This window comes from Martelella radicis (genome assembly GCF_014196625.1).
Classification (GTDB): domain Bacteria; phylum Pseudomonadota; class Alphaproteobacteria; order Rhizobiales; family Rhizobiaceae; genus Martelella; species Martelella radicis.
Map to the genome: position 1 here is coordinate 19,853 of NZ_JACIDZ010000011.1, position 12,285 is coordinate 32,137.

11 protein-coding genes are annotated in these 12,285 nt (G+C 62.2%); 4 read left to right on the forward strand and 7 right to left on the reverse strand.

Annotated features, from left to right (window positions below):
* Window positions 1-46: 46 nt before the first annotated feature.
* The 3 genes from GGR30_RS15610 to GGR30_RS15620 all read left to right on the forward strand — a co-directional run bounded on the left by GGR30_RS15610 (window position 47) and on the right by GGR30_RS15620 (window position 3,228).
* Window positions 47-1,396, forward strand: coding sequence for a family 4 glycosyl hydrolase (locus GGR30_RS15610; protein ID WP_183487981.1), 1,350 nt, complete (start codon window positions 47-49; stop codon window positions 1,394-1,396).
* A 161-nt stretch (window positions 1,397-1,557) separates the two neighbouring features.
* Complete coding sequence (locus tag GGR30_RS15615) at window positions 1,558-2,421, forward strand: NAD(P)-dependent oxidoreductase (protein ID WP_183487983.1); 864 nt, start codon at window positions 1,558-1,560, stop codon at window positions 2,419-2,421.
* A gap of 6 nt (window positions 2,422-2,427) precedes the next feature.
* Window positions 2,428-3,228: a phosphodiesterase gene (locus tag GGR30_RS15620; protein WP_183487985.1), complete on the forward strand. Its 801-nt coding sequence runs from the start codon at window positions 2,428-2,430 to the stop codon at window positions 3,226-3,228.
* A 10-nt stretch (window positions 3,229-3,238) separates the two neighbouring features.
* Here GGR30_RS15620 and GGR30_RS15625 read toward each other — a convergent pair whose 3' ends face one another.
* The 7 genes from GGR30_RS15625 to GGR30_RS15655 form a co-directional block, all read right to left on the reverse strand.
* Window positions 3,239-3,946, reverse strand: coding sequence for a ThuA domain-containing protein (locus tag GGR30_RS15625; protein WP_183487987.1), 708 nt, complete (start codon window positions 3,944-3,946; stop codon window positions 3,239-3,241).
* Window positions 3,943-4,812: an NAD(P)-dependent oxidoreductase gene (locus GGR30_RS15630; protein WP_183487989.1), complete on the reverse strand. Its 870-nt coding sequence runs from the start codon at window positions 4,810-4,812 to the stop codon at window positions 3,943-3,945. The genes GGR30_RS15625 and GGR30_RS15630 overlap by 4 nt, the downstream gene beginning before the upstream one ends.
* Entirely contained in the window at window positions 4,812-6,323 is a 1,512-nt protein-coding gene (locus GGR30_RS15635) for a sugar ABC transporter ATP-binding protein (RefSeq protein ID WP_183487991.1), read from the reverse strand. Before GGR30_RS15635 ends, GGR30_RS15630 begins: the two co-directional genes overlap by 1 nt.
* Window positions 6,320-7,321, reverse strand: coding sequence for an ABC transporter permease (locus GGR30_RS15640; protein WP_183487999.1), 1,002 nt, complete (start codon window positions 7,319-7,321; stop codon window positions 6,320-6,322). The genes GGR30_RS15635 and GGR30_RS15640 overlap by 4 nt, the downstream gene beginning before the upstream one ends.
* Before the next feature lie 10 nt (window positions 7,322-7,331).
* On the reverse strand, window positions 7,332-8,306 hold the full coding sequence (locus GGR30_RS15645) for an ABC transporter permease (RefSeq protein ID WP_024708440.1): 975 nt from the start codon (window positions 8,304-8,306) through the stop codon (window positions 7,332-7,334).
* 70 nt (window positions 8,307-8,376) lie between these two features.
* Entirely contained in the window at window positions 8,377-9,174 is a 798-nt protein-coding gene (locus GGR30_RS15650; RefSeq protein ID WP_183488002.1) for an SDR family oxidoreductase, read from the reverse strand.
* 90 nt (window positions 9,175-9,264) lie between these two features.
* Window positions 9,265-10,227: a sugar ABC transporter substrate-binding protein gene (locus tag GGR30_RS15655; protein ID WP_183488004.1), complete on the reverse strand. Its 963-nt coding sequence runs from the start codon at window positions 10,225-10,227 to the stop codon at window positions 9,265-9,267.
* Window positions 10,228-10,485: 258 nt separating this feature from the next.
* On the opposite strand from GGR30_RS15655, the gene GGR30_RS15660 reads away from it, so the two are divergent.
* Window positions 10,486-12,264 carry an ABC transporter substrate-binding protein gene (locus GGR30_RS15660; protein WP_183488289.1) on the forward strand — a complete coding sequence of 593 codons (1,779 nt, stop codon included), beginning with the start codon at window positions 10,486-10,488 and terminating at the stop codon, window positions 12,262-12,264.
* Window positions 12,265-12,285: the final 21 nt, after the last annotated feature.

Genomic DNA, 12,285 nt, shown 5'->3' on the forward strand with positions numbered 1-12,285 from the left:
GCCCCCGTCCCAGAAGTTTCAATACAAGGATAAAGGAATTTATCTGATGGAAGACGTAAAAATCACCTATATCGGCGGCGGCAGCCAGCAGTGGGCGCTGCACCTGATGGCCGACCTGGCGCTGTCGAAGTCGCTCTCCGGAACGCTGACGCTTTATGACATCGACAACGAAGCCGCCGAGAAGAACAAGGAAATCAGCGCCAACATCTTTGGTCGCCCCGAAGCCAATGCCAAGTTCAAGGTCGAAGTCGAACCCGATCTCGACACGGCCCTGAAAGGCTCCGATTTCGTCGTGATCTCGATCGAGCCCGGCCCGACCGAAAAGCGTTTCATCGACCTGAAGATCCCGGAAAAATACGGCATCTTCCAGAGCGTCGGCGACACGATCGGGCCGGGCGGCATGGCCCGCGCCGTGCGTTCGCTGCCGGTCATGGCCGATTTCGCCCATCACATCATGGCCGTCTGCCCGGATGCCTGGGTGATCAACTACACCAACCCGATGACCTGGTGCACGGCTGCGCTTTTCGAAGCAGAGCCCGAGATCAAGGCCGTCGGCTGCTGCCATGAAGTGTTCCACACGCAGGAGATGCTCGGTCGCTGGGTGCGCGATCACTACAAGGTCGACTTGCCGAAGCGTCACGACATCGTCCTCGATATCTCGGGCGTCAACCACTTCACCTTCGCAACGCGCGCAATGTGGAATGGCCAGGATATCCTCGGCGAGTTCGAAAAGAGCCTGCCGGCGCTTTCGCCCGAACAGCTCACCAAGAATGCGCTGGAGCGTGAGGCTGAGGAAAACTGGTTCGATTGCGATTTCCGCGTTGCCACCGACTTCCTGAAGCGTTTCGGCGTTCTGGGCGCTGCCGGCGACCGGCATCTTGCGGAATTCGTTCCGTGGTACCTGAAGTCCAAGGAAGAGCTGAACAGCTGGGGTGTCGCAATCACACCTTACGAATGGCGTGTCCGCCGCTCCAAGGAGCAGGACAAGGCCCGCAAGGCCTTCCTCGAAGCAGACCTGAAGCCGTCCGGCGAAGAAGGCGTGAAGATGATCGAGGCGCTGGCCGGCGCCGACGGCGCCACCTGCCGCACCCAGTGCAACCTGCCCAATATCGGTCAGAACGACTTTGCGCCGGAAGGTCACATTGTCGAAAGCTACGGCCTGATCTCGAAGAACAAGATCGAGCCGGTTGCCTGCGGCGTCCTGCCGGAAAGCGTGCAATCGCTGGAAAGCCGGATCATGACGGTTCAGGGCTATATCCTCGAAGGCATCATGAACGAGGACAAGGCGACCGTATACGAAGGTTTTGCCCTCGACCCGCTGAACTCGCTGACCTCGCGCAAGAGCGAAGAGCTGTTCGACGAACTCTTCGAGGCCCTCGAAGTTAACTGGGGCTGAGCCCTAAGGCTTTGGCCTGCCTTTCTCTCGGGCAGGCATGATGACGGAAAGAGCGCCGGGCGACCGGCGCTTTTTTGCGTTCCCGGGCCAACGGGTCTTGCGAAACGGCCGCAAATTGCGATGGTGTCGGCAGCATTCTGAAGAGACGAAAGGCAGGCGCAATGGCAGATGTTGCATTTCTCGGTCTGGGCGTGATGGGCTATCCGATGGCCGGTCATCTGGCGAAAAACGGACACACCGTCACGGTCTATAACCGCACGGCCTCAAAGGCTGAGAAGTGGGCTGCGGATTACGAGGGACGCACGGCGGATACCCCGGCCGCCGCCGCCTCCGGCAAGGAGATCGTGTTCTGCTGCGTCGGCAATGACGACGACCTTCGTGAAGTCGTTCTCGGCGAGAATGGCGCGCTTTCGACCATGAAGGAAGGCTCGGTTTTCGTTGATCACACGACTGCCTCGGCCGAAGTCGCGCGCGAGCTTTACGCGGCGGCGAAGGAAAAGGGCATCGCCTTTGTCGACGCTCCGGTCTCCGGCGGCGAATCAGGCGCGGTCAATGGCGTGCTCACCGTCATGTGCGGCGGCGACGAGCCCGATTTCGAGCGCGCGCGTCCGGTGATGGAAAGCTATGGCCGATCGGTGCGCCGCGTCGGTGAGGCCGGAAGCGGGCAGCTTGCCAAGATGGTCAACCAGATCTGCATTGGCGGGCTGGTGCAGGCGCTGTCGGAAGGCATTCACTTTGCCCAGAAGGCCGAGATCGATGTCGGCATCGTGCTGGACATCATCACCAAGGGGGCTGCCGGCTCCTGGCAGATGGAAAATCGTGGTGCGACGATGAATGAGGGCAAGTTCGACTTCGGCTTTGCCGTCGACCTGATGCGCAAGGACCTCGATATCTGCCTGACGGAGGCCCGCCGCAACGGCGCGTCCCTGCCGGTCACGGCGCTTGTCGACCAGTTCTATGCCGATATCCAGAAGGATGGCGGCGGCCGCTGGGATACGTCGAGCCTGATCAAACGGCTGAAATAAGGGCACATGGCCGGTCTGCCGCCGGAAGGGGAAACCGCGATGCTGATTGCGCAGATCACCGATACGCATCTTGTTCTCGGCGGGCGAAAGCTCGCCGGGCGGTTCGATACTGAGGCCGCGTTCGACCGGCTGATGCAAAGCCTTGCCGATCAGCCGGTGAAACCCGACCTGATCCTGTTTTCAGGCGATCTCTGCGAGGAAGCGGGAGAGGCGGAATGCCTTCACATCGGCCGGGCGCTCCGGTCGCTCGGCATTCCGGCGCTGGCGGTTCCGGGCAATCACGATGCCCGCGCGCCAATGCTGAAGGGACTTGAAGGCATGGTGGGGGAGACAGGCTCAGGGCATCTCTGCATCGAGGATGCCGCTCATCCCGTCGCCATACTGGGCCTTGATACGCTGGTGGACGGTGCGCCGCAGGGCGCGCTGTGCGCGGCGCGGCTTGAATGGCTGGAAGACGCGCTGAGGCGGAACAGCGGCGAGGACGTTCTGATCTTCATGCATCACCCGCCGATCGATACGGGACAGCGCAACATGGATGCGATCGCGCTCGGCGAAGGACGTGCGCGTTTCGCGGAACTCGTTGCCGGGCATGGCGGCATCAAGGCGATTCTCTGCGGGCATATGCACCGGGCGATATCCGGCAGCCTCGCGGGCGTGCCGGTCTTCATTGCGCCATCCGCGTCGCACCAACTGGCGCTCGACCTGCGCGAGAACCAGCCCTACCGCTTTTCCGACGATCCGGCGCAATACGCGCTTTATCTCGTCGCTCCGGGCAGGCCGGTCGTCAGCCATCTCGTGACGGTTTAAGGCCGGCAGTTCAGGCCCTGCCGTGTGCCGCCCAAAGCGCCCCGCGGCGGATGATCTCGGTCACCTGCGGCACCTGCAGATCGGCCAGTTCATGGCCGATGGAGCAGTAGAAAACGCGGCCCTTGTCCCAGCGGCGCTTCCACACGACGGGGATGACGGTGCCCTCGATCCACCAGAGATGATCGCCGGAAAAGGTCGTGGTCGCCAGAACCTCATTGGAGGGATCGGTCAGCATGTAATATTGCTCCGATCGCAGCCGGAAACTCCTGATGCCCTCGACGATCGGATCGGCCGGCCGGCAGATCGTCACGTCGTAGTCGATATAGTCCTCGCGCGGCTGCAGGTTGTCAGGCCAGCCGGGCGGGTGGGCGACGAACTGGCCGCCGATGAGGAAGTGATAGGTCGGGCGGTCGCGGAAGGCATCGCCCATATGCCCGTGCCAGCCGGCAATGCCGCAGCCATTGCCGATCAGCTTCAGCAGGCCGTCCTCCTGCGGCTTGGTCATCGTGCCGAATTCTTCGCGGTGGCCGGAGCGCGCCGATGACCAGATCGGGGTGATGAGGTCGATGCCGGCAAGGTCACCTGGGCGTTCGAGCGGCTCCATCGTGTCGTAGACATCGACGCTGAAGCCGTTTTCCTTGAGCAGATCGGCATACCAGTCTGAGAATTCGCTCGGCGCGTGGCCTTCCCAGCCACCGACAAACAGGACTGCCTTCATGTCTGTTCCTTTCGCATGAAATTGAGGATTGAGGCCATGTCGCGGGCGCCATAGCCGGCGCGCTCGGCCTCAGTCAGTTTCTCGAGTGTCACAAGCCCCTGCGGCATCGCGGTGCCGAGCCTTTCGGCCAGCGCCGCCGTGACGGCCATGTCCTTGCGGGCAAGGGCAACCGTAAATGTCACGTCATGGGCGGTTTCATCGAGATAGAGCGGGCGGCGGTATTTCAGCATCGGAGCCGCCGCCGCCGAGGCCTCGATCACGTCGAAGGCCGCTTCCGCCTGAATGCCTGCGGCCTCCGCAAGCGTCATGGCTTCGGCGAGCGTCTGGTTGATGCCGTGGAGCAGGGAATTGACGGAGAGCTTCATCACCGCGCCGCGGCCGCTTTCTCCGAGGAAGATGGTCCTTTTTCCGAGCGCATCGAACACCGGACGGAGCGGCGCGCCGGTCTCGGCGTCGCATCCGGCCATGATCAGGAGGGCTGCATCTTCGGCCGCCTGGGTCGCGCCGGAAACGGGCGCATCGATCATAGTTGCGCCGTCTGGAACTCGGGTGGCAAGGCTTTTGATATGGTCGGGGCTCATCGTGCCCATTTCGACAAACCATCGCGCGCGCTTGCCGGAAAACAGCCCGTCCTCGCCAAAATGCACGGTATCGGAGGCGGCATCATCCGCCAGCATGGTGATGACGATGTCGGCATCATCCGCCAGGTCCCGCGGCGTTTCAGCCGCGCGGGCGCCGGTCTCCGTCGCAAAGCTCGTCGCCTTGCCGGCGGAGCGGTTCCAGACGGTAACATCATGTCCGGCGCGCACCAGATTGCGCGCCATCGCCGCGCCCATGCGGCCAAGCCCTGCAAATCCGATCCGCATCAGCCCGCCTTCTCAACCTCGAGGCCGGAAATGGCCTGGATCAGCTTGTCTTCGGAAACCTCTTCGGCGGTGAAGATCTCGGTGATCCGGCCGCTATACATGGCGACGATCCGGTCGGAGACATGCAGCACTTCCGGCATTTCCGAACTGATGACGATTACGGCATAACCCTGGCGGGCAAGCGCGCGGATGAGGTTGTGGATCTCGGATTTCGAGCCGACATCGATGCCGCGCGTCGGCTCGTCCACGATCAGGATATCGGGATGCATGGAGAGCCATTTGCCGATGACGATCTTCTGCTGGTTGCCGCCGGAAAGATTGCCCGCGAGTTGCCGCCAACCGGGCGTGCGGATATCGAGCTTGTCGCGATACTGGTCGAAGATGGCGATCTCCGCGCCGTCCGAGACGAAAGGCCCGGCGGTCAGATCGCCGACCTGCGGCAATGTCATGTTGTCGCGGCAGTTCATGCCGAGCACCAGGCCCTGGCCCTTGCGGTCCTCCGGCACCAGCGAGATGCCGTTCCTGATCGCGTCGATCGGTGAATGCAGCTTCACCGACTTGCCCTGCAGCAGGATGCGTCCGCCGCTCGGCTCGCGAAGGCCGAAGAGCGTTTCGGCGATTTCCGTGCGGCCGGCGCCAACAAGGCCGTAAAAGCCGACGACTTCGCCCCTTCGGACATCGAAGCTGATATCCCGGAACAGCCCGTTGCAGGAGAGGTTCTCGACAGCGAGCGCGACCTCGCCCAGCTGTACATGCTCGTGGTTGCGGGTAAGGTCGAGCGAGCGGCCGATCATCAGCTGGGTGATCTCGTCCTCGTTCGTTTCCGCCGTCACCAGCGTGCCCCGGCACTCGCCGTCGCGCAGAACGGTGATGCGGTCGGTGATGTTGAAGATCTCCTCCATGCGGTGGGAGATGTAGATGATGCCGACGCCCTGGGCCTTCAGGTCGGCGATGACATCGAAGAGCACGACCTTTTCCGCATCCGTCAGCGAGGCGGTCGGCTCATCGAAGATCACGGCCTTGGCCTCGACCGTCAGGGCGCGGGCGATTTCCACCATCTGCTGGTTGGCGATGGAGAGTTCGCCGACGCGGGTTTCCGGCGTAAAGCCCGTCCTCAACTTGTCGAGGATGCATTGCGTGTCGTCATGCAATCGCTTCCAGTCGACAAGGCCGAAGCGCTTCAGCGGCAATTCGCCGAGGAAGATGTTTTCCGCCACCGTCAGCTCGGTTGCGAGGCTGAGCTCCTGGTGAATGAAGACGACGCCCTTCGATTTCGCCTGCAGCGGCGAGGTCATCACCACCGGCTGCTCATCGATCAGGATGCGGCCGTCGTCCGGCTGGTGGATGCCGCCGAGCACCTTCATCAGCGTTGATTTGCCCGCGCCGTTTTCGCCGACAAGCGCGTGGACCTCGCCGGGGCGAATGTCGAGCGAGACGCCGTCGAGCGCGCGCACGCCCGGAAAGGTCTTGACGATATTGTCGAGCCTCAGCGCCGGTTTGATGTCACTCATATCCTGAGCTCCCCTCTGCCCTTGCGGTTCAACTGGCGGTCCAGAAACAGGACGGCGATGAGAATAAGGCCGATCACGAGATTGACGGTTTCGGTATCCGCGCCGATATAGCCGAGGCCCTTGCGCAGAAGCTGGATGGCGATGACGCCGCCGAAGGTGGAGAGGATCGAACCCGAACCGCCGGCAAGCTTGGTGCCGCCGAGGACCACCGCCGTGATCGCCCACAATTCATAAAGCTCGCCGTCATTGGGGTTCACCGAGCCGCTTTCGGAGTAGAACACCACGGCGCTCAATGCCGCGAGAAAGCCGATCAGGATGAAATTGCGCAGGAAATGCGGCCCGACGCGAATGCCGGCATTGATCGCCGCCTCGCGATTGTCGCCGATCGCATAGGCATTGCGGCCATGGACCGTCTTCGTCATCACCAGCCAGATGATGGCAGTGACGGCGAGGAAGAACCAGCTTGCGGTGTGGATGCCGAGAAACTGCGCTTCGGCGAAATCAACCAGCGTCCAGTTAAGGTGTGAGGTCGGGTTCTCGCCATTATACATGAACACCAGGCCGCGATAGCCGAGCATGGCGCCGAGCGTGACGATGAAGGCGTCGACGCCCGTCTTCCAGACGATGAGGCCGTTGAGGCCTCCGAGGACGGCGCCCGTCAGAAGCGCCAGCGCCCAGGAGATCGGGATCACCCAGTCGCCGAGGCCTGCAAAGACCGGCCATGTCATCGAATCCAGCATGACGATCCCGGCAAGCGCGAAGGTCGCGCCAACGGAAAGGTCGATATTGCCGTTGATCATGATCACCGTCATGCCGATGGCGATGATGCCGATCGGGACCGACTGCTTCAGAAGCAGCAGCATGTTGTCGAAATCCATGAAGGCGGTGTCCGACAGCGACAGGAAGTGCCCGGCGACGGAGAAGAAGATCAGTTCGACGAGGATGAAACCCCAGATCGCGCCCTGCTTGATGTATTTGCTGTAGCTCTGGCTGGTCATGGTCATCTCCTCACGCAATCGGCGACCAGAGACGGCCGCGCTTGGCGGCGATATCGAGCCAGACCGCAAGAATGATGATCACCCAGGTGACGACATACTGGACGTAGAACTGCAGGCCGGCGAGCAGAAGTCCATTCTGGATAAAACCAAGGATCAGCACGCCGATGACGGTCTTGAACACGGTGCCGGATCCGCCGAGCAGCGATGCGCCGCCAAGGATGACGGCCGCCAGAACCTCCAGTTCCATGCCCTGGCCGACCGTGTTCTGGCTGCCCAGCGAGCGGCTGGCCTGGATGAGGCCGGCGGTCGCCACGCAGAAGGAGGAGATCAGATAGGTGAAGAACACGATACGGGCGCGCGGAATGCCGGAAAAGGTTGCCGCGACCCCGTTGCCGCCGACGGCATAGACCTTGCGGCCGAAGGGCGTCTTGGCGAGCAGCAGGGCAAGCACGATGGCCAGACCCGCGAAGATGACGATCGGGGAGGGGATGCCGAGAATGTCGCCCTGGCCGAAGACGGAAAACCAGGTGCCTTCCTTGTCGGCGATGTCCATGTTCTTGCCGCCGGAATAGGTCAGCGTCAGCCCGTAGATCGCCGACAGCATGCCCAGCGTGACGATCAGCGAGTTGAGCCGGAGGTAGCCGATCAGGAAGCCGTTGAAGGCACCGAGCGCCAGCGTCATCGCATACATGGCCGGAATGCCGAGAACCGGGCCGAGCCTGTCATGCAGGTCGAGCACGACAATGGTGGAAAAGGACATCATCGAACCGACGGACAGGTCGAGATTGCCGCCGATGACGACGAAGGTGACGCCGAGCGCGATGACGCCCAGAATGGCCGAGGAGCGGATCACGCCCAGAATATTGTCCGGCGCAACAAAGCGCTGGTTGATCAGGGCAAAGCCGATCATGAACACCACGAAGGCGATCAGGATCCCTTGCCGGGCCAGCAATGCGCCCACATCTTTTCGCGTAAAATTCGCCACAAGCTCCTCCCAAAGCTCCGGTTACCAGGCCATTTCGGGCGTTATCCACCCTCTTTTTCGTGCAGGCAACTCAGACCAGCGTCATGCCGCCGTCGATCATGACCACCTGCCCGGTCATGTAATCGCTGTCGGGCGAGGCGAGAAAGGTGGTCGTGCCGGTAATGTCGTCCGGCCGGGCCACCTTGCCGCGCAGAATGTCGGCGGAAAATTCGGCCATGGCCTGGCCGGGCTTCTCCGCCGCGCCGATCTCCATCAGGTCGCGGTCGACCTGTTCCCACATTTCCGTTGCCACCACGCCGGGCGCAAAGCCGGTTACGGTGATGTTGTGTTTGGCCAGATCGCGCGCGCCGGACTGGATCAGCGATATCACGCCCGCCTTCGATGCGCAGTAGGGGGCGACATTGTCGAAACCCTGCCTGCCGGCGATCGAGGTCGTGTTGATGATCTTGCCGCCGGTCTTCTGGCTGATCATCTGCCGCGCCGCCTCCTGCATGCCGATCAGGCAGCCGAGACCGTTGACGGACATGATGAAATTCCAGTTCTCCTCGGTCACGTCGAGAAAATTCATCGGTCGGTTGACGCCGGCATTGTTGAACTTGACGTCGAGCTTGCCGAAGACCGAGACCGCATGGGCGATCATGGCGCGCACCTGCTCGCGTTTCGTCACGTCGACGACGGCATGGGTGACCCGCCCGCCGTTTCGCTGCGCCCGCTCGCGATTGTCCTGCGCGACCGCGGCGATCTTCTCGGCATTGATGTCGGCAAAGCAGACATCGGCGCCCTCATCCAGAAGCGCTTCGCCGATAGCGCGGCCGATACCGCGCGCCGCTCCCGTCACGATGCAGGAACGTCCAGAGACACGACCCACTGAGCCTCTCCCGTCATTTCATGTTTGGTTGGCTGGAAAAGACGGGGCCTGCGGGCTTTTGCCCGGCCCCGCCGTAATCAGGCGTAAGGCTCAGAACACCGGCTTGGTGAACTGGTCCATATTGTCCTGGGTGATCTTCGGCGTGTCGAAATAGTTGAGGAACGGCACGTCCTTGCCGTCGAGCACGTCGATTGCCGTCTGCAGCGCGGCCTCGGCGTCATCGACCGGCGACTGGTAGATCGAGCCCCAGTAGTCGCCGTTTTCCATGGCCTCGTAGCCGACGGAGAAGTTGGTCGCGCCGACGAAGATGATGCCATCGCGGCCGGCGGCCTTGGCGGCGTTGAGCGCGCCGACGCCCATATTGTCGTCGCCGGCATAGACGCCGTCGATATCGTCATATTTCACCAGGAAGGCTTCCATGACCTTCTGCGACTTCTCGCGGTTCCAGTCACCCGGCTGGGTCTCGACCAGATCGACATTCGGGCAGACCTCCGGAAGGCGATCCTCAAAGCCTTTGGCGCGCTCGATCGCCGTCGTGTAGCCGGGCTGGCCGGAGATCTGCACGATCTTCGCCTCGTCGGCGATGCCCATCTCCTTGAACTTGTCGCACATGATCTCGGCCGAGCGCGCGCCCTGGGTGATGTTGTCGGGACCTGAGAACGAAGCGACGAAATCGAAGCCGGGTTCGGCGATGTTGGAATTGGTGACGATCACCGGAATTCCGGCCTTGTGGGCCTTACGCACGGCCGGAATCACGGCCTCGCCATTGGTCGGCCAGATGATGATGGCGTCGACCTTCTGCTGGATCAGGTCTTCCACCTGGGCGATCTGACGGGCGACGTCGCCGCCTGCGTCGAGGACAACGGTTTCGACGTCGGGATTGGCGTCGGCTGCGTTGATGAAGGCCTGCTCATAGGTCGTCTGATAGCTGTCAACGCCGACATTGTTCTGCGTGATGCCGATCTTGTAGCTCTCGGCGGATGCGGCGCCTGCAAGGGCGAGCCCCGCAATCGCGGTCGTTGCGGCCAAGGTGAGCCTGGCTGAAAATCTCATATTCCGTTCCTCCCAAACGATAAAATGGATGCATTGCCTCAGCCCTCCGGCAACCGGTCGGGCCTCTCCCGGGCAATGGGCTTTCATACACCACTAATTCGCTTGCGATGGACCTGCCTAAAATATCCAAAATGAATTTTTAATTATCCGTATTGGATTTTTTAGCGATATTTCAGGATCGCGGTTTTGGACAAATAGGGAGGAGAGCAAATGGCATCGTCAACGAGGCGCAGACCGGAGCACGGTTTGCCGGGACAGATGAATCAGGATATCGCACAAAATATTCAAAATGGATATGGCGTTGCCGTGGCCGGCGGGGCGGAGGCACAGACTTCCGTTTCCGCCGAGCTGGAGGCCGTCGTGCGGTTCATGGAAGATGTGTTGGTGGAGGTCGATGACGCCACCACGCCGAATGCGCCGAACCCCTATCTGAATATGAGCCTGCATCTTCTGCGCCGGCATCTGGAAGGGCGGATGGTGATCCCTTCATCGATCATCGCGGCCTCCGGCGTGCCCTATGCAACGGCGACGCGCAAATTGACCGAACTGCTGGAATCGGGCGCGGTCGAGCAGCGCCCGCGTTCAAAATCCGGCAAGAGCGTTTCGCTGCACCCAAGTCCCGAAATGCTGGACAATTGGTGCCAGCTTGCCCGCCGCATCCATCGGCTGGCGGCCGTGCGTTTCGGCGCCGACGGCTTCACCCAGGAAAATGCCGATTATTACTTCGGTGGTTCCTACCAGCCGGGCAAGATGCTGATCGGTCCGCCGCAGGCGCTGCCGACGCCGATGAAGCTTTCCGGGGGCCTGCGCATTCTCGTCCATGGCGACCCGACCTTCATGGTGATGAGCAATCTGAAGCGCCAGTTCGAGCATCTGGTCGGCTGCAATATCCACCAGCGCGCCTTTTCCATCGATCGCCTGCGCGGCGAGGCGCTGCGCAATGCCGAGCGTGCCGTCAGTCGCTATGACCTGATCGCGGTCGACCTGCCCTGGCTCGGCGAGTTCGTGAAGAAGGGCGTCCTGCGGCCGCTGCCGTCCATCATGGATCTCGACAGGCTCGATCCCGGCGACTTCCACACGGCCGGCTGGCGCGCCGCCCATTGGGACGGTGTTGCCTATGGCGTGCCGAGCCAGACGACGCCGGAACTGTTTTTCTATCGCCGCGACCTGTTCGCGGAAGCTGCGCTCGAGCCGCCGGAAACGACGGAAGCCGTGCTCGAGGCCGCAGCCCGGTTGCATGAGCCGCGCATGGGCGTCTATGGCATTGCCTGGAATGCCGCGCGCGGAACGGCGCTCGGCCACACCTTCATGATGACCTGTGCCGATTTCGGCCAGCCGATCATCAACCTGAACGAGATCGCCGGCGGCTTCGACGCCGACCATCTGGAGCGCGACGATCTTTTTCCGACGATCGATACGCCGAAGGCGCTCGAAGCCGCGGAATATCTCCTGGCGCTGATGGAATTCTCGCCGCCCGACATCCTGTCCATGTCCTGGTACGAGCGCGTCCGTCCTTACGCCGAGGGCAAGGTGGCGATGGCCTATGGCTACACGCTGCTTGCGCCCTATTTCGAGCTCGATCCGCAATCGCCCGCCTTCGGCAATACCGGTTACCTGCCGCATCCGCACGGACCGGGCGGCACGCCGATCGCGCCCGTCGGCGGCTATGTCTTCGGCGTCCCCGCCAATCTGCCGGAGGAGCGGGTGGACGAGGCGGTCGAGGCGCTGGTCGCCTTCACCTCGCCGGAAGCGCAGAAACTTTTCATCCAGAACGGCAGCCGCACCGCGCCGCGCTATTCCGTCGGTTCCGATCCGGAGGTGCGCCGCCTCTCGCCGATCTTCGAGAGCGTCGACCAGATGTCCTGGCGCGACGAGCTGCAGTTCTGGCCGCGCCCGCCGATCCCTGAGATTTCCGACATCATCCAGATCTGCGGCCATGAGCTGCACGACATGCTGCGCGGCATCGTCAGTCCGAAACAGGCCCTTTCACGCGCTCAGACTCGCGCGGAAGAGGCCATGCGAAAACGCGTCACATAGGCTCTTTGCAAAGTCAAAGGG

Excerpts from the sequence above, each read along its gene's own strand:
- GGR30_RS15610 (WP_183487981.1), top strand. The coding sequence starts at position 47 with ATGGAAGACGTAAAAATCACCTATATCGGCGGCGGCAGCCAGCAGTGG.
- GGR30_RS15620 (WP_183487985.1), top strand. The coding sequence starts at position 2,428 with ATGGCCGGTCTGCCGCCGGAAGGGGAAACCGCGATGCTGATTGCGCAG.
- GGR30_RS15660 (WP_183488289.1), top strand. The coding sequence starts at position 10,486 with ATGAATCAGGATATCGCACAAAATATTCAAAATGGATATGGCGTTGCC.
- GGR30_RS15615 (WP_183487983.1), top strand. The coding sequence starts at position 1,558 with ATGGCAGATGTTGCATTTCTCGGTCTGGGCGTGATGGGCTATCCGATG.
- GGR30_RS15635 (WP_183487991.1), bottom strand. The coding sequence starts at position 6,323 with ATGAGTGACATCAAACCGGCGCTGAGGCTCGACAATATCGTCAAGACC.
- GGR30_RS15640 (WP_183487999.1), bottom strand. The coding sequence starts at position 7,321 with ATGACCAGCCAGAGCTACAGCAAATACATCAAGCAGGGCGCGATCTGG.
- GGR30_RS15630 (WP_183487989.1), bottom strand. The coding sequence starts at position 4,812 with ATGCGGATCGGATTTGCAGGGCTTGGCCGCATGGGCGCGGCGATGGCG.
- GGR30_RS15625 (WP_183487987.1), bottom strand. The coding sequence starts at position 3,946 with ATGAAGGCAGTCCTGTTTGTCGGTGGCTGGGAAGGCCACGCGCCGAGC.
- GGR30_RS15655 (WP_183488004.1), bottom strand. The coding sequence starts at position 10,227 with ATGAGATTTTCAGCCAGGCTCACCTTGGCCGCAACGACCGCGATTGCG.